Source organism: Cupriavidus necator, from assembly GCF_040578825.1.
Lineage (GTDB): Bacteria > Pseudomonadota > Gammaproteobacteria > Burkholderiales > Burkholderiaceae > Cupriavidus > Cupriavidus necator_E.
In genome coordinates this window covers 122,585-146,444 of sequence record NZ_JBEFLI010000007.1, presented here as the reverse complement: position 1 = coordinate 146,444, position 23,860 = coordinate 122,585, and the positions used below count along the sequence as shown (strand labels likewise).

The window sequence follows — 23,860 nt, the reverse complement described above, 5'->3', positions numbered from 1 at the left end:
GGGGTGAGGGGTGGGCTAGCTAGGAGCCACATCAAGCGGGGCCAATGGTGTTAACCCACCGGCCTCAGCCTTTGGAACTCCTGCCCTCTCCCCCGGCCCCTCTCCCGCAAGCGGGAGAGGGGAGCAAACCGCCAGCATGCGAGACGGTCGCGCAATCACCCCTGCTGCCCGATGCGCCCCGCAATATGCCCCAGCGCCTCTTCCACCTGATCCACCAGGATCAGGCACAGATCGCCGGCATTCAGGTGCGACAGCGCCGTATCGATCGCCAGGAACTCCCCGCGGATCTCCTCGACCTTGCTGGTGCGTTGCGCGCCCTGCAGGCCCTCGCGCAGCAGCGCCAGCACTTCGCCGTCGGCACGTCCGCGCTGGCACTGGTCCTGGTACAGGATCACCTCGTCGAACGCGCCGCCCAGGATCTGGGTTTGCCGGCGGATATCGTCGTCGCGGCGGTCGCCGGCGCCGCTGATCACCACCACGCGCCGCTCGGCGGCAATGGAATCGACCGCGTTGCACAGCGCCTGGATGGCGTCCGGGTTGTGGCCGTAGTCAGCGATCAGCGTGGCGCCCTTGTAGTCGAACACATTGAAGCGTCCGGGCGCGGTCTGCGCGTCGTTGACGAAGGTGACCAGGCCGCGGCGGATGATGGTCCAGTCGATGCCCAGCGCCCACGCGGCGGCGATCGACGACATCGCGTTCTCGACCTGGAAGCCGATGGTGCCGTTGCGCGTCAGCGGGATTTCCGCCAGCGCAATGCGCACTTCGGTATCGCCTTCGGAAGCCACGATCTCGCCGCCGTCGACGAACACCACGCGCTTGCCCTGCGCGCGGTGCGTAGCCATGGCCGGCTGGTTGGGATCGTGCGCGAAGAAGGTGACGCTGCCGGGGCAGGCGTCGGCCATGCGCACCACCATCGGGTCGGCGGCATTGAGCACGGCCATGCCGTGCGGCGCGACGTTCTGCACGATCACGCTCTTGAGCACGGCCAGGTCCTCCACCGAGTTGATGTACGACAGGCCCAGGTGGTCGCCTTCGCCGACGTTGGTCACCACCGCCACGTCGCAGCGGTCGAAGGCCAGGCCCTCGCGCAGCAGGCCGCCGCGCGCGGTCTCGAACACGGCCGCGTCGACGTCGGGGTGCAGCAGCACGTTGCGCGCGCTGCGCGGGCCGCTGCAGTCGCCGGTGTCGACGCGCTCGCCCTGGATATACACGCCGTCGGTGCCGGTCATGCCCATGCGCAGGCCGCTCGCGGCCATGATATGGGTGATCAGGCGCACGGTCGTGGTCTTGCCGTTGGTGCCCGACACCGCCACCACCGGGATGCGGCCATCGTCGCCGTCGGCGAACATGGTCGAGACGATGGCTTCGCCAACCGCGCGGCCCTTGCCGTACGACGGCTGCAGGTGCATGCGCAGGCCCGGCGCGGCATTGACTTCGACGATGCCGCCGGCCTGTTCCTCGAACGGCTTGAGCATGGTCTCGCACACGGCATCGACGCCGGCGATATCCAGGCCCACCATCTGCGCCGCGGCCACGGCGCGCGCGGCGATGTCGGGGTGGACGTCGTCGGTTACGTCGGTGGCGCTGCCGCCGGTGGACAGGTTGGCGTTATTGCGCAGGACCACGCGCGTGCCCTTGGCGGGCACGGAATCGGCGGTCAGGTTCTGCTTGGCCAGCACGGCCAGCGCGATATCGTCGAAGCGGATCTTGGTCAGCGAGGTGGCATGGCCTTCGCCGCGGCGCGGGTCGCGGTTCACTTCCTCGACCAGCTGGCGCACGGTATGCACGCCGTCGCCGGTCACCTGCGGCGGGTCGCGGCGCGCGGCCGCCACCAGTTGCTTGCCCACCACCAGCAGGCGGAAGTCATGGCCCGGGATATAGCGCTCGACGATCACGTCGGAGCAGATGTCCGAAGCGACCTCATAGGCCGTCATCACTTCCTCGCGGGTGCGGATGCGCACCGCCACGCCCTTGCCCTGGTTGCCGTCGCGCGGCTTGACCACCACCGGGGCGTCGATTTCCTGCGCGGCGGCCCATGCTTCTTCGGCGCTGCGCACCGAGCGGCCCAGCGGCACCGGCACGCCGGCGGCATGCAGCAGGCTCTTGGTCAGTTCCTTGTCCTGCGCGATCGATTCCGCCACGGCGCTGGTGCGGTCGGTCTCGGCGGCCTGGATGCGGCGCTGTTTGCTGCCCCAGCCGAACTGCACCATCGAGCCCTGCGTCAGGCGCCGGTAGGGGATGCCGCGCGCCATGGCGGCGTAGACGATGGAGCCGGTGCTCGGCCCCAGGCGCACGTCCTCGTCCAGCTCGCGCAGGCGGTGCAGCGCGTCGGCCAGGTCAAAGGCGGTGTCGTCGCGCGCGGCCAGGCACAGCGCCTCGGCCAGCTCGAACGCGAGCCGCCCGACTTCTTCCTCGCTGTATTGCACGATCACCTGGTAGGTGCCCGGCTCGACCGTCTGCGCGGTGCGGCTGAACGTGACCGGGCAGCCGGCGGCGGCCTGCAGGCGCAGCGCCGTCATTTCCAGCACGTGGGCCAGCGACATCTCGCCGGCTTCCTCGTCCGGGTGCAGCGGCCCCACTTCGGGGAAGCGGGCGCGCAGCCGGTCTTCAAAGCCGGGCAGCGCCGACAGCATATCGGCCTGGTCCTGGCAGGCCACGATGGCCTCGATGGCGGTGTGGCGGCACCACAGGTTCGGGCCCCGCAGGGCCCGGATACGTGAGACTTCCATAGAACGGTTTCCGTGTTCTTTGCGCGGTTCAGCTCGGCCAGCGCCTTATGCGCGGCGCGCCGGCTGGCCCATCCAGTGGTGCACCAGGTCGACGGTGGCGCCGGTGGCGGCCTCGTCGCACTGCAATACCAGCAGGTCGCCCGGCACCAGCTGGCCGAGCGCGGTTTCGATGGCGCTTGCGCGCGTGCCTTCGTCGATGATCTTGGTGACGCGGCGCCCCTCGTACAGCCCCTGTTTGAGCAGCGCGCGCGCCTCGGCATCGGGCAGCGCACGCTTGACGCTGCGGTCTTCGCACAGGAAGACGCGGTCGAAATGCTGGCCCAGCGCCTTGCCCTGGCGCACCAGGTCTTCGTCGCGGCGCTGCACGCCGGCACCGTAGACCACCATGCGGCGTTCGGCCGGGAAGCGCTCCAGCGCTGCGGCCAGCGCTTCCAGCGCGGGGGCGTTGTGGGCGTCGTCGACAACCACGGTGGCACCGTTGCGCTCGAACAGCGTGAAGCGTCCCGGCACGTCGACCTGGCCGACATCGAAGGTCACCACGCCGGCGCGGATCAGGTCGTTGGAGATGCCCAGCGCCCAGCCGGCAGCGACGGCGGCCAGCACATTCTCGATCTGGAACGCGACGCGGCCGGCATAGGTCAGCGGCACCGCGGCCACGTCGACCAGCGCGGTCTCGCTGCTGCCGGTGGCCAGCACGATCCTGCCTTCGCGCAGATACACCGCGCGTTTGCCGGCGGCGCGGTGCGACACGATCGCGGGCAGCTCCGGCGTCAGGCCGAAGAAGACCACGTCGCCATCGCACAGCCCGGCCATCTCGACCAGGCGTTCGTCGCGTGCGTTGAGCACGGCGGCGCCGGTGTCCAGCACCACGTCGATCTGCGTGCGCAGCACGTTGTACATCCGGTCTTCATCCTCGACGTAGTAATCGCCGAGGTGGTCGGGCTGGTCGAAGTTGGTGACCACGCCAACCTGGCAGCGGTCATAGGGCAGGCCTTCGGACAGGATGCTGCCGCTGTCGCTCTCGAACACGGCGGCTTCGACCGCGCGGTTCATCAGGATGCGGTGGCCCGATTCCCAGTTGGCACGGTCGCCGCTTTCCACCTGGCGCCGGTCCAGGAACAGGCCGTCGCTGCAGGCCAGTCCCGTGTGTTTGCCCGACAACTGCAGCAGGCGCGCCACCAGGCGTGCGACCACGGTCTTGCCGTTGGTGCCGGTCACGCCCACCACCGGGATGCGGCCCTGGTCGTCCTCGGGGAACAGGTGGTCGACGATGGCGCGGCCGACCGGCCGCGGCGTGCCTTCGGCCGGCTTGATATGCATCAGCAGGCCGGGGCCGGCATTGACCTCGACGATGGCGCCGCGCTGTTCGGCCAGCGGGCGCGAGATGTCCTCGGCCACCAGGTCGACACCGGCGATATCCAGCCCCACCACGCGCGCGGCCAGCGCGGCATGCGCGGCGACACTCGGGTGTACGCGGTCGGTGACGTCGAACGCGACGTTGCCGTTGCGCTGGATCAGCACATTCTTGCCTTCCGGCGGCACCGAACTGCCGTCCATGCCCTGGCGCTTCAGCTCCAGGCGCGCGGCCGAATCGAGCCGCACGCGGTTCAGCGGGTGGTCCTCGGTGCTGCCGCGGCGCGGATCGGAATTGATCTGCAGCTCGATCAGCTCGTCGATGGTGGACTTGCCGTCGCCGACCACGCTGGCGGTCTCGCCCATCGCGCAGGCCACCATGCGGCCGCCCACCACCAGCAGGCGGTGCTCGTTGCCGGGGATAAAGCGTTCGACGATGACGCCGCTGCCTTCATCGATGGCGACGCCGTAGGCGGTCTCGACTTCCTCGCGCGTCATCAGGTTGGTAAAGACGCCGCGGCCGTGGTTGCCGTCATAGGGCTTGACCACCACCGGCACGCCGATGTCATCCGCGGCGTCCCAGGCGTCTGCGGGCGACTCGACCATGCGGCCTTCCGGCACCGGTACGCCGCACGATTGCAGCAGGCTCTTGGTCAGGTCCTTGTCGCGCGAGATGCTCTCGGCGATGGCGCTGGTGCGGTCGGTTTCGGCGGTCCAGATGCGGCGCTGGCGCGCGCCGTAGCCAAGCTGGACCAGGTTGCCGTCGGACAGGCGGATCGCCGGGATGTCGCGGTCGTCCGCGGCATCGACGATGCAGGCGGTGCTCGGGCCCAGGCAGTGCTCGTCGACCAGGCGGCGCAGGTGGTCCACTGCGGCGGGGACGTCGAAGGGGCGGTCCTCGATCGCAGCCATGACCAGGTCGCGTGCCGCGAACAGCGCGGCGCGGGTTACTTCCTCGTGCCAGGCGCGTACGATAACCTTGTAGACGCCACGCACCGGAGTCTCGCGTGCCTTGCCGAAGCCACCCGGCATGCCCGCCAGGTTCTGCAGCTCAAGTGTCACGTGTTCCAGGATATGGCCGGGCCAGGTGCCTTCCTGCAGGCGCTGCAGGAAGCCGCCGCGCTCGCCGATGCTGCAGCGATGTTCGATCAGCGATGGCAGCCAGGCGGACAGGCGCTCGTAAAACCCCGGAATCGTGTTGGAGGGAAAATCCTCCAGTTCCCCGATATCGACCCATGCCTCCAAAACGGGCCGATATGTCCACATATTCGGGCCGCGCAGCGACATGACATCGAAAATCTCAATGTCCTTCTTTTTCATGAATTTGCTTGAGGCAGTGGGCGGAATGCCCGAGAAATGGAAGCCTAACCTTTCAGTAACGTTACAGCGTTGTGCGGGTTGACTTTCTTGGTTTAAAAGTGTTTGTGCAGTGCATCAGGCTACCCGCGCGTTCGTCGTTATGTATACTGCGGGCGAATTCGCGGGCCGCCAGCGCGTGCCCGGCCTAAATTTGTTTCAAGTTATGTCCGTACCCCCTGGACGCACGCCGCGCCATCCATGACCCAGTCCTCCTTGCCTGCCCCCAACATCCCCGCTGCTGAAGAGCGCTGGCGAGCCGAAGCCGGATCGTGGCTCCGACCCGGCGAAACCGTCCTGGCCGGACTGGAACTGGACCTCGACGCGAGGCTGCATTTTACCCAAGGGTGGCTGGTTGTGACGGACCAGCGCATCGTTGCCCGCGCTCCGGGCGAAAAAAAGACACGTGAATGGGAGATCGGCCCCAGCCTGCGCCTGACCCACACCGACCACGCCGGCGTGGGCACGCTGGAGCTGAACGGTCCAGGGGGCCGTCTGGCAAGCTGGCGATATACGCTTGGTTACAATCCGGCGGCATTGCGGCTGGCGGACCAGTTCGAGGCACGGCGTAGCGCCGCAGCCACCCGCGCGGCCGCCGCGGCCGCGGAAGTGCCGTGTCCGACCTGCAAGGCGCCGCTGCCGCCTGACGAGGAGCAGTGCCCGCAATGCAGCCGTGAGCTGGAAACGCCGCCGTCGACCTGGGCGCTGCTGCGCCTGTGGCGCTTTGCACGGCCCTACCGCTGGCAGCTGCTGGCCGGTTTCCTGCTGACGTTGATGTCCACCGCCGCCACGCTGGTGCCGCCGTACCTGACCATGCCGCTGGTGGACAAGGTGCTGGTCCCGTACCAGAACGGCGTGCCGATCAACTACGACCTGGTCAAGCTGTACCTGGCCGGGCTGCTGGGCGCGGCGCTGGTGGCGTGGAGCCTGGGCTGGGCGCGCACTTACCTGCTGGCGCGGGTGTCCGAGCGCATCGGCGCGGACCTGCGCACCACCACGTATGAGCACCTGCTGAAGCTGTCTCTGGAGTATTTCGGCGGCAAGCGCACCGGCGACCTGATGGCGCGTATCGGCTCGGAAAGCGACCGCATCTGCGTGTTCTTGTCGCTGCACCTGCTCGACTTCGCCACCGACGTGCTGATGATCGTGATGACGGCGGTGATCCTGGTGTCGATCAACCCGTGGCTGGCGCTGGTGACACTGGTGCCGCTGCCGTTTATCGCGTGGATGATCCACCTGGTGCGCGACCGCCTGCGCCACGGCTTCGAGAAGATCGACCGGATCTGGTCGGAGATCACCAACGTGCTGGCCGATACCATTCCGGGCATCCGCGTGGTCAAGGCCTTTGCCCAGGAAAAGCGCGAAGTTTCGCGTTTTCGCGAGGCCAACAAGCACAACCTGGCGATCAACGACCGCGTCAATGCGGTATGGTCGCTGTTCACGCCGACGGTGACGCTGCTCACCGAGATCGGGCTGCTGATCGTGTGGATGTTCGGCATCTGGCAGGTATCGCACAACGCCATCACGGTGGGCGTGCTGGTGGCGTTCCTGACCTATATCAGCCGCTTCTATACGCGGCTGGATTCGATGAGCCGGATCGTGTCGGTGACGCAGAAGGCCGCCGCCGGCGCCAAGCGCATCTTCGACATCCTCGACCATGTGTCGAGCGTGCCGGAGCCGGTGCGGCCGGCGAAGCTCGACCGGGTGGAGGGCGCCATCGACATGCGCGACCTCGGCTTCCGCTACGGCAACCGCGCGGTGATCCGCGGGCTCGACCTGTCGATCGCGCCGGGCGAGATGATCGGGCTGGTGGGACACAGCGGCTCGGGCAAAAGCACGCTGGTCAACCTGATCTGCCGTTTCTATGACGTATCGGAGGGCGCCATCCGCGTCGACGGTGTCGATATCCGATCGCTGCCGGTGTCGGAGTACCGCCGCCATATCGGCCTGGTGCTGCAGGAGCCGTTCCTGTTTTTCGGCACCATTGCCGACAACATCTCCTACGGCAAGCCCAACGCCAGCCGTGAGGACATCATTGCGGCCGCGCGCGCCGCGCATGCGCACGAATTCATTCTGCGGCTGCCGCACGGCTATGACTCGCTGGTGGGAGAGCGTGGCCAGGCGCTGTCGGGCGGCGAGCGCCAGCGCATCTCGATCGCGCGCGCGCTGCTGATCAACCCGCGCATCCTGATCATGGACGAGGCCACCTCATCGGTCGATACCACCACCGAGAAGGAAATCCAGAAGGCGCTCGACAACCTGGTGCAGGGCCGCACCACCATCGCCATCGCCCACCGTTTGTCGACGCTGCGCAAGGCCGACCGGCTGGTGGTGATGGACCGGGGCCAGATCGTCGAAGTCGGCAGCCACGACGAGCTGCTGTTGCGCGAAGGCGCCTACTACAAGCTCTACCAGGCGCAGGCGCGCAATGTCGATACGGAGGACGAGATCGACGAAGAGGATGTCCTGACCGAAACGCCGGAGGCCGCCAATGCCCAATGACAACAACGCTGACTACGCACCGGCTGCCACGCAGGATGGCATGTTCACGCTTGACCGCAATCCGTTCGGCCGCCTGGTACTGATCGCGGCGGACGGCACCATCCACGAAGGCGTAGTGCCGGTGCGCGCTTTCCCCATTTCGTCGCCGCAGGGCGGCATCGGCATGATGAGCACCGACGGCCATGAAGTGGTGTGGATTCCGCGGCTGGAAGACCTGCCGTATGCCGAGCGCGTACTGATCGAGGAAGAACTCGCTTCGCGCGAATTCATGCCAGAGATCGAGCGCATCGTCGAGGTGTCGACCTATGCCACGCCCAGCGTGTGGACGGTGCAGACCGACCGCGGCCGGACCTCGCTGGTGCTGCGCGGCGAAGAGGCGATCCGGCGCCTGGCGGCCAGCACGCTGCTGGTGTCGGACAGCCACGGCATTCACTACCTGATCCGCGACCTGACGGCGCTGGACAAGCACAGCCGCAAGATCCTGGACCGCTTCCTGTAAGTCAGGGCCTGCGCGCGCGCCGGCTGTGCTACTGGTAGTCCAGTGTGAACACCATCGAACTCGATATCAGGCCTGGTGTCGGCATGCCGCCCAACGCGACATAGCGCGCGCCGAAGCGGTAAGTGGCAGGCACGTTTGCCGCGATATTGCCCATGGCGGTGCGCACCTGCAGCGGCACCGGCGCGGTGCCGCTTTCATTGACGATCTGCACCCCTGCGCGGCTGGCCATGCCGGCCGCGCCCGCGTTGTCGATGCCGAAGATGCCGTTCGGCGCCGACATGACTGGCGTGCCGCCGCCTGCGTCCAGCGTCATGCCGACCAGTGCCGCGCCATTGCAGGTGAGCTGGATCGCGAAGGGCGTATTGTTTGCCGAGCCCTGCACCGCGAGCACGCTGGCGCTGACCGGCGGCAGGTTCACCACCGGCGGATAGCTGGTGTTGCAGGCGATTTCGCGCGGCGACGCACTGCCGCTAAAGCCGATGTAGTTGTTGGTACCACCCAGGCCGCCCTCGACCGATCCTTTGTAAACACCGAAGCCAAAGCGTGTCTGCGTAGGGTCGAGGTTGCCGGCCGAGATGGGTCCGGTCTTGACGAACTCGATGGACACCGTAACGGAATAAGTCATGTCCGGATTGACGTAGCCCAGGTTCGCGGCGCGCGTATCGCAATTGAAGCCGGCGGCATTGGTCATCGGTTGGCCTGCCGCATTGCGCAGGCGGATGCCGATGCCCGCTACGCCGGTCGAATAGACGCCGGGCATGACCTCGCTGCCGGAGCCGTAGTAGCAGGAGATGATCGGCGCACCGGCGTACACATAGGGCGGTACGACCGCGCACTTGCCGCTGAACGTGTAGTAGCGGACCGTGCCGGGAATGGTGCTGCCCACGGCGAGGTTGACCACCACCGCCATGTTGTTCATGGTTTGCAGGTAGGGCATGGCCGGCGTGGAGGTACACGCGGCATGCGCGAAGTGCGGTGCGGCCAGGCATGCCAGCACCAGCAGCCAGTGTTTCAGTGCGCGTTCTAGCGTGCGCGGCAGAGAGGTTCCGATCATGATGACAGGCGTCCGGTTGGAGATGAACCAACTCTAGCGGCACCGTGCCACGCCAATGGTCGGAATAATCCTGGTTACACCTGTCTGGACGGGTGGAGCACATACAAGGCGTTCCGGAGGAGGGCCGGGCTTAGTGCAGCATGTCGGGCGAGTCGTCATCCTCGTCCCAGTCCTCGTGCATCACCGGCACGTCCGGCACCATGTCGAACACCATAGAGGAGTAGTGCACGCTGAACCAGGTGCGGAACATCTTCAGCGTGAGCTTTTCGGGCCACAGCGAGTCGTCGAACCACTCGCCCAGCATGAACTCGAAGAATGGCTGCCAGCGCTTCTCGACCCAGCGCACCGCGTTCTCCTGCGTATCGGCCAGTTCTTCGGGCACCAGGAACACGCTCTGGTCTTCGCGTACGTGTTCGAGCGTGAGCCCGGGGACCGGCTGCGGGTCGACCGCCAGGATCCAGTCCAGGAACGGCTGCTCCGGGATCAGTGCGACCATTGAGCGGTTGATGGTGAAGCGGGGATGATTTGACATGGCGAGGGGCATTGAGAAATGCAACCGGCTATTGTAGTCGCTCGCGGTACCGGCGCAGCACCTTTACGGTTGTTCGATGGCGCGCGCTGGCGCGTGGCGGCGCAGCGATGCACGGCGCTGGCGCGCCAACGAAAAACGGGCCCGAAGGCCCGTTGAATCGCCCCCTGGCGTAGCTTGGTGCCGGGGGTGGTGTACTGGTGGAGCCGGCGGGAATCGAACCCGCGTCCGCAAGCCCTCCACAGAGAGTTCTACATACTTAGTTCTGTCATTTGATTTAACCGGCGCATCGCGGACGAACACGCTCTACGACGGCGAGTCACTAAATTTTCGTCCCCAGACTCGTGACGCTTCCGGAGCTTATCTGACGTAAATGACCTCGCGTGGTCTTGCGACCCTAGCCCGTCAGCGAGCCAGTGCGAGGACGGCCGCAATTAAGCGGCCAGTGCGTAACGTTCGTCGTTAGCAGTTATTGCATTCCCATTGATTAACGAGGTGACGGGTCCTCGGTATGCCCTCCACTGCTTTGTAACCCACGTCGAAACCAGGTCGGCCCCAGTGAGGAAGCTGGATTGTACCCCCTTCGACGGCAGCTGTCTCGGTGAGTTCCGCGAAAGCCGGGAGTGACGCGGGCGGCGCAATCAGGTGACGGCCGCGGGAAAGAGCAGCGGGATCAGCTCGGCGGGGTGGTGCACCAGATGATCGGCGCCCCACGCCTCGGGCGGCTCGCCTTCGCCGCAATAGCCGTAGGCGGCGGTGACGGTGATCATGCCCGCAGCCTTGCCCGCCTGGATATCGCGCAGGTCGTCGCCGACATAGATGCAATGGTGCGGATCGGCGCCGGCGCAGGCGGCGGCGTGCAGCAGTGGGGCAGGATGCGGTTTGGCGTGCGGCGTGGTGTCGCCGCTGACCACGGCGCTGGCACGGGGCGCGAGGCCGATGGCGGCCACCAGCGGTACCGTGAAGCGGGCGATCTTGTTGGTGACGATGCCCCACGGGATGCCCGCAGCTTCCAGCGCCGACAGCACCTGCGGCATGCCGTCGAACAGGCGCGTGTGCACCGCGATATCGGCTTCGTAGTAGTCGAGGAACGTGTCGCGCAGCGCAGGGAATTCGGCATCTTCGGGGCGCAGGCCGAAAGCGGCGCCCAGCAGGCCGCGCGCGCCGTGCGAGGCGACCGGTCGCAGCTTTTCATAGGAGACGGGCGCGTGGCCACGCTCCACCACCAGCCGGTTGGCGGCGGCGGCGAGGTCCGGCGCGGTGTCGGCCAGCGTGCCGTCGAGGTCGAAGAAGACGGCGGCGATGTTCTGCGTCATGCCGCCACCCGGCGAAATGCCATCAGGTAATTCACATCGGTGTCGCGGCTGAGCGAATACACCTGGGACAGCGGGTTGTAGGTAATGCCGCGCATCTCCATCAGGTCCAGGCCGGCCTCGCGGGAAAAGCGCGCCAGCTCCGACGGGGCGATGAACTTGTCGTAGTCATGCGTGCCGCGCGGCAGCATGTTAAGGACGTACTCGGCTCCGACGATGGCGAGCAGGTAGGCCTTCAGGTTGCGGTTGATGGTGGAGATGAAGACATGGCCGCCGGGCTTTACCAGCGTGGCGCAGGCGCGCACGATCGACGCCGGATCCGGCACGTGTTCGAGCATCTCCATGCAAGTCACCACGTCTACGCTGGCCGGTTCGCGTGCGGCCAGTGCTTCTGCGGCGATCTCCTCGTAGTGCACGATAACGCCGGATTCCAGGCTGTGCAGGTCCGCCACCTTCAGCGCCTTGGTCGACAGGTCGATACCGCGCACATGGGCCCCCAGGCGCGCCATGCTCTCGGACAGGATGCCGCCGCCGCAACCCACGTCGACCACGCGCTTGCCGGCCAGGCCGGCAATGCCGTCGATCCAGCCCAGCCGCAACGGGTTCAGCTCGTGCAGCGGCTTGAATTCGCTCTGCGGGTCCCACCAGCGGTGGGCCAGTTCGCTGAACTTGTCGATTTCCTTGGGGTCGGCATTCCGGCGCAGCGGATCCAGGCTGGCGGACAGGGTTTGCGATTGCAACGTCATCGTATGCAGGGCCGGCAGCGAGCCGCGCCGGCGTGATAAGGGGGAGGAGGAAGGGGCGTTCGGGCAACTGTACCAAAAAAAAAGCCCAGCTTGCGCTGGGCCTTTTTTGATCGGAAAGGATCCGATTAACGTGCGCTGCGGGTCCCGACCACTTCGACTTCCACGCGGCGGTTCGGCTGCTGGCAGGCGATCTGGGCCTTGCGGTTGCCCTTGCACGACTTCGGATCGACCTTCAGCTGGCGCTTGCCCTTGCCTTCGGTGTAGACGCGGTTGGCTTCAACGCCCTTGCTCACCAGGTAAGCCTTGACCGATTCAGCACGACGGATCGACAGGCGATCGTTGTACTTGTCCGAACCGAACGCGTCGGTGTGGCCAACGGCGATGATGACTTCCAGGGTGATGCCTTGCAGCTTCGAGACCAGGTCGTCCAGCTTGGCCTTGCCTTCGGGCTTCAGCACGGCCTTGTCGAAATCGAACAGGGTGTCAGCAGCGAAAGTGACCTTCTCGCTCGACACGACCGGCGGTGCCACCGGAGCCGGTGCCGGAGCGGCCGGGGCTGCGGGGGCCAGGGCGCCGTCGCACAGGGCGTTGGCGGTGGCCGGAGTCCAGGAGCTGTCGCGCCAGCAGAGCTCGTTCGTGCCATTCTTCCACACGTACTCGCTCGTACCGTTGCCCCAGTTGTCGTTCACTGCCTTCTTTTCATAGGGGACGGACTGGGCTTGAGCGGATGCAGCCATTACTGCGGTAGCTGCAACGAGCGCGAGCTTGGCAAATTTTTTCATATTTCTCCTCTCAGGATGAGATCACCGCAGGGTTACTGCGAGCAAATGGACGAAAACAAGTCATACATTCTTCGGAGTATAACATTCTCGATGTGGTGGATGCTCCACTTCGAACAATGTCTGGCTCTTCGCTGGGGAATTGTGCCACAAGGGTCGTTTCCTAAGAAGTAAATATATTCGATTCGCCCCATGGGTTTTGGGCCTGTGGTGTTTGTGCAACATAGCTCTTGTGTCGCCCGCAAAGCCTTGTGGCATCAGGGTTTCCGGGTTTTGGCACAGGCCCGCGGGCGCGTCCCGCGGCGCTGTCCGGAGAGGGCGGGGCGGGGGTGCCGGCATGTTAGAATGGCACGTTGCCCAGCCGTCAGGCGCCGTCCGGCGCCAGGCGCAAAAGGGCTAGTCATTCGCTTAAACCTGCCGCATAAACCACGCCGCAATGGATCCATTCGCAAAAGAAACCCTTCCGGTCTCCCTAGAAGAGGAAATGCGCCGCTCATACCTCGATTACGCCATGAGCGTGATCGTCGGGCGCGCGCTTCCCGATGTGCGGGACGGCCTGAAACCGGTGCACCGGCGCGTGCTGTTTGCGATGCACGAGCTTAACAACGACTGGAACCGGCCTTACAAGAAGTCGGCGCGTATCGTCGGTGATGTGATCGGTAAGTACCACCCGCACGGCGATACGGCAGTCTACGACACCATCGTGCGCATGGCGCAGGACTTTTCGCTGCGCTACATGCTGGTCGACGGCCAGGGCAATTTCGGCTCGGTCGATGGCGATAACGCCGCGGCCATGCGTTATACCGAAATTCGCCTGGCGAAAATCGCGCACGAGATGCTGCACGATATCGACAAGGAAACCGTCGATTTCGACAGCAACTACGACGGCTCTGAAAAAGAGCCTTCGATTCTGCCGGCCCGTATTCCCAATCTGCTAATCAACGGTTCTTCCGGTATTGCGGTGGGTATGGCCACCAATATCCCGCCGCATAACCTGAATGAAATCGTCGACGGCTGTCTGCACCTGCTGCGCAACCCGCAGGCAACGGTGGACGAACTGATTGAATTGATTCCGGCTCCGGATTTTCCGACCGCCGGGATTATCTATGGCATTCAGGGCGTGCGCGAAGGCTACCGCACCGGCCGCGGCCGGGTGGTGATGCGCGCCAAGACGCACTTCGAGGACATCGACCGCGGCCAGCGCCAGGCGATCATCGTCGACGAGCTGCCCTACCAGGTGAACAAGCGCACGCTGCTGGAGCGCATTGCCGAGCTGGTGACCGAGAAGAAGATCGAGGGCATCTCCGATATCCGCGACGAGTCGGACAAGTCCGGCATGCGCGTGGTGATCGAGCTCAAGCGCAACGAGGTGCCCGAGGTCGTTCTCAACAACCTATATAAGAACACCCAGTTGCAGGACACCTTCGGCATGAACATGGTGGCGCTGGTCGACCGCCAGCCGCGCCTGCTGAACCTGCGCCAGATGCTGGAGTACTTCCTTGCGCACCGCCGCGAGGTCGTGACCCGGCGCACGGTGTTCGAGCTGCGCAAGGCGCGCGAGCGTGGCCATGTGCTGGAAGGCCTGGCGGTGGCGCTGGCCAATATCGACGAGTTCATCGCGATCATCAAGGCCGCGCCGACTCCGCCGATCGCCAAGCAGGAACTGATGTCCAAGGCGTGGGATTCCGCCCTGGTGCGCGACATGCTCGCCCGCGCCGAAGGGGAAACCCCTGGTGGCCGCGCCTCGTATCGCCCGGACGGGTTGCCCGCGGTGTTCGGCATGCAGGCGGACGGCCTGTACCGGCTGTCGGACGGCCAGGCGCAGGAAATCCTGCAAATGCGCCTGCAACGCCTCACCGGCCTCGAGCAGGACAAGATCGTTCAGGAATACCGCGACATCATGGCGGAAATCGCCGACCTGCTGGATATCCTGGCACGGCCGGAGCGCATTACTACCATCATCGTCGACGAACTTACGGCGATCCGCGCCGAATTTGGCGATGAGCGCCGTTCGCAGATCGAGCTGAACGCGACCGAGCTGGACACCGAAGACCTGATCACCCCGCAGGACATGGTGGTCACGCTGTCGCACAGCGGCTATATGAAGAGCCAGCCGATTTCCGAGTACCGCGCCCAGAAGCGCGGCGGGCGCGGCAAGCAGGCGGCGGCGACCAAGGAAGACGACTGGATCGATACGCTGTTCGTGGCCAACACCCACGACTACATCCTGTGCTTCTCCAACCGCGGCCGGCTGTACTGGCTGAAGGTGTACGAGGTGCCCCAGGGTTCGCGCAATTCGCGCGGCCGGCCAATCGTCAATATGTTTCCGCTTTCCGAAGGCGAGAAGATCAATGTGATCCTGCCGGTGCGCCAGTTTGACGCCGAACACTTCATCTTCATGGCCACCGCTCGCGGCACGGTCAAGAAGACGGCGCTGACCGAGTTCTCCAACCCCCGCAAGGCCGGCATCATCGCGGTCGACCTCGACGAGGGCGATTACCTGATCGGCGCGGCTGTGACGGACGGCCAGCATGACGTGATGCTGTTCTCCGACGCCGGCAAGGCGGTGCGGTTCGATGAGAACGACGTGCGCCCGATGGGTCGCCAGGCCCGCGGCGTGCGCGGCATGAACCTCGAGGATGGTCAGACCGTGATCGCCATGCTGGTGGCGCCGGCGGAAACCGCGGAAGTGGCCGAAGCCAGCACTCGCGGCAGTGTGCTGACCGCGACCGAGAACGGCTACGGCAAGCGTACCCCCATCGCCGAGTACACTCGACACGGCCGGGGCACCAAGGGCATGATCGCGATCCAGACGAGCGAGCGCAACGGCCGCGTGGTGGCGGCGGCACTGGTTTCACCCGAAGACGAAATCATGCTGATCACCACCGGCGGCGTGCTGATCCGGACCCGCGTGGGCGAAATCCGGGAAATGGGCCGGGCTACGCAAGGCGTTACGCTGATCAACGTTGACGAGGGCACCAAGCTGTCCGGGCTGCAGCGCATCGTAGAAAGCGATGCCGATAACGGCAACGGGGCCGAAGAGGCGGAAGAGGCCGATGGCGCCGCCGGAGCGGACGCCAATCCGTAAGCCATTCGTAGCCAATCGTAAATTGTTGCAACAATAGGACGCCAGCCGGAACTCGCCTCGCGGCTGTCCGACTAAAACGGACGTATTTACCAGGGAGTCACAATGTTTAAAACCTTTCGACGTATCGCTGTTCTGACTGCTTTCGTTCCGACTTTCATGATGGCGCAGCACGCACACGCCCAGGACGCGGACAAGACGGCAGCCATCAAGGAACTGCTTTCCGTCATGCAGGCAGACCAGGCCGTCAAGGGCCAGGCCGAGAACTGGCAGCAAGGCGCCAAGCAGGAAGCGCCGCTGGTGCTCGAGCAGGTATTGGTCGAGAACAAGACCCTGAACGACAAGCAGAAGCAAGCCGCGGTCGAGAAGCTGAAGAAGAACGGCGCGGTGCAACGCATGGTGGATGGCGCCGGCACGGCGTTCAATACCGATGGCTTCCGCAAGGACGCGATCCAGGCGCACTACGATGCCTTCGGCAAGTACTACTCGACGCAGGAAATCAAGGACCTGACCACGTTCCTGAAGTCGCCGACCGGTCAGAAGTTCATGGCGAACCAGGGCAAGGCGACCCAGGAGATCTGGGGCTCGATGATGCAGAAGTACGGCCCGCAGGTCGGCAAGTCGATGCGCGATGCCGCGGAGAAGGAAATCACCGCCGCGTCGAAGTGATCCAAGTCTGATCGCGTCGCCGCCCGGCTGCAACCTTGCAGGCGGGTGCGACACCGGGGCCCGGCCCCGGGTGCCCAACGGGGCGCGGGTTTGAGGGATAATGGCTGCTTGGGTAACACCGGCAGCCATTTTTCCATTCCCCTCCTCATGAACGATCCCCAGAATCCCGCCCTCGCCGGCATGATGCAGCGTGCATTGGCCGAACGCGTCTACAACTTCTCGCCAGGCCCGGCGGCGCTGCCCGCGGAAGTGCTGCAACAGGCGGCCGAAGAGATGCTGTCGTGGCATGGGACCGGGGTATCGGTGATGGAGATGAGCCACCGCAGCCGCGAATTCGAAGGCATCCAGGCCGAAGCGATCGCGGACCTGCGCGAACTGCTGCATATCCCCGACAATTTCCGCGTGCTGTTCCTGCAGGGCGGCGCCATCGGCGAAAATGCCATCGTGCCGCTGAACCTGATGCGCCTGCGCAGCGCCGAACAGCCCAAGGCGGATTTCGTGGTCACCGGCACCTGGTCAGTCAAGACCGAGCAGGAAGCGCGCCGCTACGGCACGGTCAATATCGCCGCGTCGAACGAGCACGAGAAATTCCACAGCATTCCCGCGGTCGCCGGCTGGAAGCTGTCCGATGACGCCGCTTACGTGCATCTGTGCACCAACGAGACCATCGTCGGCGTCGAGTTCCAGGAGATCCCCGATATCGGCCAGGTCAAGGGCAAGCGCGTGGTGGTGGCCGATGCCTCCAGCCATATCCTGTCGCGCCCGATCGACTGGTCGCGCGTGCAGGTGGTCTACGGCGGCGCGCAGAAGAATATCGGCCCGGCCGGCGTCACCATCGTGATCGTGCGCGAAGACCTGATCGGACATGCGCATCCGCTGTGCCCATCGGCGTTCAACTGGCGCCTGGTGGCCGAGCACAACTCGATGTACAACACGCCGCCGACCTACGCGATCTATATCGCCGGCCTGGTCTTCAAATGGCTCAAGCGCCAGGGCGGCGTGCAGGCGATCGAGCAGCGCAATATCGCCAAGGCGTCAGCGCTGTACGACTTCCTGGACCAGAGCGATTTCTACCGCAACGAAATCCATCCGAGCTGCCGCTCGCGCATGAACGTGCCGTTCTTCCTGGGCGACGAATCGCGCAACGAAGCGTTCCTGGCGCAGGCGCGTGCCAATGGCCTGGTGCAGCTCAAGGGGCACAAGACCGTGGGCGGCATGCGCGCCAGCATCTACAACGCGATGCCGCTGGAAGGCGTGATGGCCCTGATCGATTTCATGCGGGAGTTCGAGCGCACGTCCGCCTGACGCGCATTGCCGCAGCCCGCCCGCGCGCAAGGCATCGCGCCGGCTGGCGCGGGACAGGTTTTCTCAGGCCGCCGCCCCCGGCGGCCCAACGGATTCATACAATGACAAGCCAAGACAGCACCCCTGCGCGCGAGGAGACGCAGCCTGACGACCAAGCCAACGGCAACCACCTGAGCGAGGCCGAGCGCAAGCTGTCGGTCGAGCTGGCGCCGCTGCGCGAGCAGATCGACACGGTGGACCGCGAACTGCTGGCCATGCTGAACCACCGCGCCAAACTGGCGCTCGAGGTGGGCGAGGTCAAGAAGAAGTACGGCGCGCCGGTGTTTCGCCCCGAGCGCGAGCTGCAGGTCATCCGCAAGGTGCAGGGCGCCAACCCTGGCCCGCTGCTTGGCGAAAGCGTCGCCGCGATCTGGCGTGAGGTGATGTCCGCCTGCCGCGGGCTGGAAAAGCCGCTCGAAGTGGCCTTCCTGGGTCCGGCCGGCACCTTTTCCGAGCAGGCGCTGTATGCGCACTTTGGCCATGAGGTGTCGGGCGTCGCTTGCCCGAGCATCGACGAAGTGTTCCGCGCGGTGGAAGCGGGCACGGTCGAATATGGCGTGGTGCCGGTGGAAAACTCGACCGAGGGCGCGGTGTCGCGCACGCTCGACCTGTTCCTGCAGACTTCGCTGAAGATCAGTGGCGAGATCGCGCTGAAGGTGCACCACAACCTGATGGCTGCCACGCCTGACATGCAGGGCGTGACCGTGGTGCGCGCGCATGCGCAGGCGCTGGCGCAGTGCCAGCACTGGCTGACGGCCAACTACCCGCACCTGGAGCGCCAGGCGGTGTCGAGCAATGCCGAGGCCGCGCGCATGGCCAGCGAAAATCCGACCGTGGCGGCGATCGCCGGCGAGTCCGCGGCCAACCGCTACCACCTGCATATCGTCCGCACGCATATCCAGGACGATCCGCACAACCGCACGCGCTTTGCCGTGATCGGCCGCTACGAGACCGAGCCGTCGGGCAGCGACCAGACCTCGATGATCCTGTCGGTGCCGAACAAGGCGGGCGCGGTGTACCAGCTGCTGGCGCCGCTGGCCGAGAACGGCGTGTCGATGTGCCGCTTCGAATCGCGCCCGGCGCGCAGTGGCGCGTGGGAGTACTACTTCTACGTCGACGTGGAAGGGCACCAGCATGAGCCGGCGGTGGCGCGTGCCATCGAGGAGCTGCGCCGCAACGCGGCCTACCTGAAGGTGCTGGGCTCGTATCCGTCGAGCAAGTAAATCCGCCAGGCAAGAACAAGGAGACGAGATGGCAGAGCAAGGCAAGCAAGGCCGCGTGGTGTTCGGACCCGGCTATGTGCGTGCGATTTCGCCGTATATCGCCGGCAAGCCGATTTCCGAAGTCGCGCGCGAGTTCGGCCTGGATGAAGCCGGCATCGTCAAGCTCGCTTCCAATGAGAACCCGCTGGGCATGCCGGACTCGGCCCGCCGCGCGGTGGTCGACGCGGTGGCCGATCTGGGCCGCTACCCCGACTCCAACGGCTTCGTGCTGAAGGCCGCGCTGTCGGCGCGCTTCGGCGTGCCGGAGGAATGGCTCACGCTCGGCAATGGCAGCAATGACATCCTGGAGCTGGCCGCGCATGCGCTGGTCGAGCCCGGCCAGTCGATCGTCTATGCGGAGTTCTCGTTCGCGGTCTACGCGCTGGCGACGCAGGAAATCGGCGCGCGCGCGATCGAAGTGCCCGCGCGCGACCATGGACATGACCTGGACGCGATGGCCGCGGCGATCGCGCCGGACACGCGCCTGGTGTTTATCGCCAACCCGAACAATCCCACCGGCACCTTCGTGCCGGCCGCGCAGATCGAGGCCTTCCTGCAACGGGTGCCGGCGCATGTGGTGGTGGTGCTGGACGAGGCGTACAACGAATACCTCGATGCGGATCAGCAATACGATTCGGTCGCGTGGGTGCGCCGCTATCCCAACCTGCTGGTGTCGCGCACGTTCTCCAAGGCGTATGGCCTGGCGGGCTTGCGCGTCGGCTACGCGGTGGCGCAGCCGGAGCTGACCGATCTTCTCAACCGCGTGCGCCAGCCGTTCAACGTCAACAGCGTGGCGCAGGCCGCGGCCGTAGCTGCGCTGGGCGACAGCGAATTCCTGCGCCGCAGTGCCGAGCTGAACCGTGCCGGCAAGGCGCAGTTGACCGGGGCGTTCGATCGCCTCGGGCTCGAGTACGTGCCGTCGTCGGGCAACTTCGTGCTGGTGCGCGTCGGCGATGACGATGGCGCCGGTGCGCGCGTGAACCTGGCGCTGCTGAAGCAGGGCGTGATCGTGCGCCCGGTCGGCAATTACAACCTGCCGCGCTGGCTGCGCGTGACCATCGGCCTGCCCGAGGAGAACGCAGCCTTTATCGCGGCGCTGGAGCGGGCGCTGGCGTAAGCGCAGCCGCTACAATCGCCGGCGTTTCGCGGCGGGCGTGCGCCTGCCGCTGCGCCAGTCATCGATTAAACCTCGGTCTGATCCGAGCTACCGCCCGTTGCGGCCTGAGATTGTGAGTGCTTTGCATTTTTCCCGTGTTGTCATTGTCGGCGTCGGCCTGATCGGCGGTTCGCTCGCGCTCGCGCTCAAGCGCGCCGGCGTGGCCGGCACGGTGGTCGGCGTGGGGCGTTCGCCCGCTTCGCTGCAGAAGGCGCTGGACCTTGGCGTGATCGACGAAGCGGCGACGCTGGCGGACGCCGCGCGCGGCGCCAGCATGATCGTGCTGTGCGCGCCGGTGGCGCAGAACTTCGCGCTGCTGCATGCGCTGGAGCCGCACCTGGAGCCGGGCACCATCGTCACCGATGCGGGCAGCACCAAGTCCGACGTGATCATGGCCGCCAAGACCGCGCTGGGCGACAAGGCCGCGCAGTTCGTGCCGGCGCACCCGATCGCGGGGCGCGAGCTCAATGGCGTGGAGGCCGCGCTGGCGGACCTGTACGTCGGCAAGAAGACCGTGCTGTGCCCGCTGCAGGAAAACGCGCGCGCCGATGTGGCCGCGGTGCGTGCCATGTGGGAAAGCGCCGGCGCGCAGTGCCACGTGATGTCGGCGGTGCAGCACGACGCGGTGTTCGCCGCGGTCAGCCACCTGCCGCACGTGCTGTCGTTCGCGCTGGTGGCGCAGGTGGCCAACGCGGAAGACGCGCCGCTGAAACTGGATTTTGCCGGCGGCGGCTTTCGCGATTTCACGCGCATCGCGGCGTCTTCGCCGGAGATGTGGCGCGACATCTGCGTGGCCAACCGCGAAGCGCTGCTGCGCGAGCTGAATACCTACCAGTCGGTGCTGGCGCACCTGAAGGCGCAGATCGAGAAGGGCGACGGCGACGCGCTCGAACGCCTCTTCACGCGCGCCAGCAAGACCCGGTTGGCCTGGGGCGCCGAGCGCGCCGCGGGCAACAACAATATCGAACCCTGAGCGGCAGCGCCTGCCGCCGCCCGACCGAATTGCCTGACCGTGGCGCCAACGGGCGCCCACCAAGACCATGGAACACCTGACGCTAGGCCCCCTGACCCGCGCCTCCGGCACTATCCGGCTGCCGGGCTCGAAGAGCATTTCCAACCGCGTGCTGCTGCTGGCGGCGCTGGCCACCGGTGAGACCCGCGTGCGCGACCTGCTGGATTCCGACGACACGCGCGTGATGCTGCAGGCGCTGCGCACGCTGGGCGTGGCATGGCGCCAGGACGGCAACGACTACATCGTCACCGGCGCCGGCGGCGATTTCCCGAACAAGTCGGCCGACCTGTTCATGGGCAACGCCGGCACCGCGATCCGCCCGCTGACCGCCGCGCTCGCGCTGCAGGGCGGCAGCTACAAGCTGTCGGGCGTGCCGCGCATGCACGAGCGGCCGATCGGCGACCTGGTCGACGGCCTGCGCCAGGTGGGCGCGGTGATCGGCTACCTTGGCAATGAAGGCTTCCCGCCGCTGCATATCCAGCCGGCCAGCATCCGCATCGATGCGCCGATCCGCGTGCGCGGCGATGTCTCGAGCCAGTTCCTGACCGCGCTGCTGATGAGCCTGCCGATGGCGCAAAGCGACAGCGGCCGGATCGAGATCGAGGTAGTGGGCGAGCTGATCTCCAAGCCGTATATCGAGATCACGCTGAACCTGCTGGCGCGCTTCGGCATCGAGGTCGAGCGGCAGGGCTGGGAGCGCTTCGTGTTGCCCGCCGGCGCCGCCTACAAGTCGCCGGGCGAGATCTTCGTGGAGGGCGATGCTTCGTCCGCGTCGTATTTCCTGGCGGCCGGCGCAATCGGCGGCGGCCCGGTGCGCGTGGAAGGCGTGGGCATGGCCAGCATCCAGGGCGACGTGCGCTTTGCCGAGGCGCTCAACCGCATGGGCGCCAATGTGATGGCGGGCGACAACTGGATCGAAGTGCGCGGCACGGAACGCGACGACGGTCGCCTGCACGGTATCGAACTGGATTGCAACCATATTCCCGATGCGGCGATGACGCTGGCGGTGGCGGCGCTGTTCGCCGAGGGCGCCACCACGCTGACCAATATCGCGAGCTGGCGCGTCAAGGAAACCGACCGCATCTCGGCCATGGCGACGGAACTGCGCAAGCTTGGCGCAGTCGTGGAAGAAGGGGCCGATTACCTGCGTGTGACGCCTCCCCAACCATGGCAGACCCCGGCCGACGGCATTGGCACCTATGATGACCATCGCATGGCGATGTGTTTCTCGCTGGCCGCTTTCGGACCGCTGCCGGTGCGGATCAACGATCCTGGCTGCGTGGCGAAGACGTTCCCGGATTACTTCAGCGTGTTTGCGGGCGTCACGCGCTGACGAGATTGCCGGTGGCGCGGGGTTCCGTGCCGCCGTCGCGTGAAGCTGCCACCGCCTGGCGGCGCTCACGGCTTTCTCGCTTCTCCCAGTAGCGGTCGAAGAAGTAGTGCGCCACGGTGTTGACGGCCGGCTCGATGAAGGTGATGGCACCGCTGATGGCCAGGCTGCCAGTCAGGGCATACGTCACGCTGAACGCGATGCCGAGGTGCATGATGCCGAACGTCAGGGTTTTTGCCATGGTAGTTTGCCTCGCGACCGATACTGGATGTTTGCGCTGCGCCTGCTGCTTGCGCGGGCGCAGCGCCATGAATCAAATGATAATGATTCGCAATAGAATTAACAATCAATCGTTTCTGTGGGTGCCATAAGTAATGACTATCGTCAACGTCATCACCATTGACGGGCCAACCGCCTCCGGCAAGGGCACTGTCGCGCACAAGGTCGCCGATGCCGTGGGCTTTCACCTGCTCGACAGCGGGGCGCTGTACCGGCTGGTGGCGCTGGCCAGCGACCGCATGGACGTCGACCTGGCGGACGTGGACACCCTTGCAAAGATCGCTTCCCGCCTCGATGTGAAGTTCGGCCCTGACCGGGTCTGGTTGCAGGGCGAGGAAGTCAGCCTGGCGATCCGGGCCGAGGCGATCGGCAACCGGGCCTCGGCCATCGCCGTGCACCAGCCGGTGCGCGACGCGCTGACCCAGCTGCAGCGCAGCTTCCGCAAGCTGCCGGGGCTGGTGGCGGACGGGCGCGACATGGGCACCGTGATCTTCCTGGATGCCCAGTTGAAAGTGTTCCTGACGGCAAGTGTTGAAGCGCGTGCTCGCAGGCGCTATAAACAATTGATTGATAAGGGAATTTCTGCTAATATCGAAGACCTTTTGCGTGACCTTGAGACGCGCGATGCACGGGATCGCACCCGCACCGCCGCGCCGCTACGTCCCGCCGAGGATGCAAAGCTGCTGGATACCTCCGACATGACGGTGGACCAGGCAGTGGCGCAGGTGCTGGAGTGGTTTGCCGCTGTGCGGTCCGATGCATGAAATGCGTACGGACGCATGAGTCAAGCGGCGTACCCGACAGCACCAGATGGCGTCAGCCCGGGCTTGCCTGAGGCTGGCTTTTGTCAAACCTGACCCCGC

At 65.8% G+C, this 23,860-nt stretch carries 18 protein-coding genes and 1 other RNA gene; 10 read left to right on the top strand and 9 right to left on the bottom strand.

Annotated elements, in window-relative coordinates; translation table 11 throughout:
- Positions 1 to 155: 155 nt before the first annotated feature.
- Positions 156 to 2,729 (bottom strand): cyanophycin synthetase, encoded by a 2,574-nt coding sequence (gene cphA / locus AB1I47_RS06385; RefSeq protein ID WP_354682922.1) that lies wholly within the window; start codon positions 2,727 to 2,729, stop codon positions 156 to 158.
- A gap of 45 nt (positions 2,730 to 2,774) precedes the next feature.
- Positions 2,775 to 5,402, bottom strand: a complete 2,628-nt coding sequence (gene cphA / locus AB1I47_RS06380; RefSeq protein ID WP_354682921.1) for a cyanophycin synthetase — start codon at positions 5,400 to 5,402, stop codon at positions 2,775 to 2,777.
- Between the two features lie 237 nt (positions 5,403 to 5,639).
- Between cphA (AB1I47_RS06380) and AB1I47_RS06375 the strand changes: the two genes are divergently transcribed.
- Together AB1I47_RS06375 and AB1I47_RS06370 are read left to right on the top strand one after the other, a co-directional pair.
- On the top strand, positions 5,640 to 7,940 hold the full coding sequence (locus AB1I47_RS06375) for a cyanophycin metabolism-associated ABC transporter (RefSeq protein WP_354682920.1): 2,301 nt from the start codon (positions 5,640 to 5,642) through the stop codon (positions 7,938 to 7,940).
- Entirely contained in the window at positions 7,930 to 8,439 is a 510-nt protein-coding gene (locus tag AB1I47_RS06370; RefSeq protein WP_354682919.1) for a cyanophycin metabolism-associated DUF1854 family protein, read from the top strand. Before AB1I47_RS06375 ends, AB1I47_RS06370 begins: the two co-directional genes overlap by 11 nt.
- Positions 8,440 to 8,467: 28 nt before the next feature.
- Here AB1I47_RS06370 and AB1I47_RS06365 read toward each other — a convergent pair whose 3' ends face one another.
- From AB1I47_RS06365 to ompA, 6 genes are all read right to left on the bottom strand, one after another.
- Positions 8,468 to 9,493 (bottom strand): fimbrial protein, encoded by a 1,026-nt coding sequence (locus tag AB1I47_RS06365; RefSeq protein WP_354682918.1) that lies wholly within the window; start codon positions 9,491 to 9,493, stop codon positions 8,468 to 8,470.
- A gap of 130 nt (positions 9,494 to 9,623) precedes the next feature.
- The gene (locus tag AB1I47_RS06360; protein WP_354682917.1) at positions 9,624 to 10,025 is read right to left on the bottom strand and encodes a hypothetical protein; all 402 of its coding nucleotides are present in this window, start codon (positions 10,023 to 10,025) and stop codon (positions 9,624 to 9,626) included.
- 195 nt (positions 10,026 to 10,220) lie between these two features.
- Positions 10,221 to 10,579: a transfer-messenger RNA gene (ssrA, locus tag AB1I47_RS06355) on the bottom strand.
- 84 nt (positions 10,580 to 10,663) lie between these two features.
- Positions 10,664 to 11,338, bottom strand: coding sequence for a phosphoglycolate phosphatase (gene gph, locus AB1I47_RS06350; protein WP_354682916.1), 675 nt, complete (start codon positions 11,336 to 11,338; stop codon positions 10,664 to 10,666).
- Positions 11,335 to 12,081 carry a bifunctional 2-polyprenyl-6-hydroxyphenol methylase/3-demethylubiquinol 3-O-methyltransferase UbiG gene (ubiG, locus tag AB1I47_RS06345; protein WP_354682915.1) on the bottom strand — a complete coding sequence of 249 codons (747 nt, stop codon included), beginning with the start codon at positions 12,079 to 12,081 and terminating at the stop codon, positions 11,335 to 11,337. Before ubiG ends, gph begins: the two co-directional genes overlap by 4 nt.
- Before the next feature lie 125 nt (positions 12,082 to 12,206).
- On the bottom strand, positions 12,207 to 12,863 hold the full coding sequence (gene ompA, locus AB1I47_RS06340) for an outer membrane protein OmpA (protein ID WP_354682914.1): 657 nt from the start codon (positions 12,861 to 12,863) through the stop codon (positions 12,207 to 12,209).
- A gap of 433 nt (positions 12,864 to 13,296) precedes the next feature.
- Between ompA and gyrA the strand changes: the two genes are divergently transcribed.
- The 7 genes from gyrA to aroA all read left to right on the top strand — a co-directional run bounded on the left by gyrA (position 13,297) and on the right by aroA (position 22,721).
- Positions 13,297 to 15,948, top strand: coding sequence for a DNA gyrase subunit A (gene gyrA, locus AB1I47_RS06335; protein ID WP_354682913.1), 2,652 nt, complete (start codon positions 13,297 to 13,299; stop codon positions 15,946 to 15,948).
- Positions 15,949 to 16,050: 102 nt separating this feature from the next.
- On the top strand, positions 16,051 to 16,614 hold the full coding sequence (locus AB1I47_RS06330) for a DUF2059 domain-containing protein (RefSeq protein ID WP_354682912.1): 564 nt from the start codon (positions 16,051 to 16,053) through the stop codon (positions 16,612 to 16,614).
- Positions 16,615 to 16,761: 147 nt separating this feature from the next.
- A complete protein-coding gene (serC, locus tag AB1I47_RS06325; RefSeq protein ID WP_354682911.1) occupies positions 16,762 to 17,919 on the top strand; it encodes a 3-phosphoserine/phosphohydroxythreonine transaminase in 1,158 nt (385 codons plus the stop codon).
- A 101-nt stretch (positions 17,920 to 18,020) separates the two neighbouring features.
- Positions 18,021 to 19,181, top strand: a complete 1,161-nt coding sequence (gene pheA, locus AB1I47_RS06320) for a prephenate dehydratase (protein WP_354682910.1) — start codon at positions 18,021 to 18,023, stop codon at positions 19,179 to 19,181.
- 28 nt (positions 19,182 to 19,209) lie between these two features.
- The gene (gene hisC / locus AB1I47_RS06315; RefSeq protein ID WP_354682909.1) at positions 19,210 to 20,337 is read left to right on the top strand and encodes a histidinol-phosphate transaminase; all 1,128 of its coding nucleotides are present in this window, start codon (positions 19,210 to 19,212) and stop codon (positions 20,335 to 20,337) included.
- Between the two features lie 112 nt (positions 20,338 to 20,449).
- On the top strand, positions 20,450 to 21,349 hold the full coding sequence (locus tag AB1I47_RS06310; protein WP_354682908.1) for a prephenate dehydrogenase: 900 nt from the start codon (positions 20,450 to 20,452) through the stop codon (positions 21,347 to 21,349).
- Between the two features lie 67 nt (positions 21,350 to 21,416).
- Positions 21,417 to 22,721 carry a 3-phosphoshikimate 1-carboxyvinyltransferase gene (gene aroA, locus AB1I47_RS06305; protein WP_354682907.1) on the top strand — a complete coding sequence of 435 codons (1,305 nt, stop codon included), beginning with the start codon at positions 21,417 to 21,419 and terminating at the stop codon, positions 22,719 to 22,721.
- On the opposite strand, the gene AB1I47_RS06300 is transcribed toward aroA, so the two are convergent.
- Positions 22,711 to 22,959 (bottom strand): DUF2061 domain-containing protein, encoded by a 249-nt coding sequence (locus AB1I47_RS06300; protein WP_354682906.1) that lies wholly within the window; start codon positions 22,957 to 22,959, stop codon positions 22,711 to 22,713. The two genes, aroA and AB1I47_RS06300, sit on opposite strands and share 11 nt — an antisense overlap.
- Positions 22,960 to 23,092: 133 nt before the next feature.
- On the opposite strand from AB1I47_RS06300, the gene cmk reads away from it, so the two are divergent.
- Positions 23,093 to 23,761, top strand: a complete 669-nt coding sequence (gene cmk / locus AB1I47_RS06295; RefSeq protein WP_354682905.1) for a (d)CMP kinase — start codon at positions 23,093 to 23,095, stop codon at positions 23,759 to 23,761.
- The last annotated feature ends 99 nt before the right edge of the window (positions 23,762 to 23,860 follow it).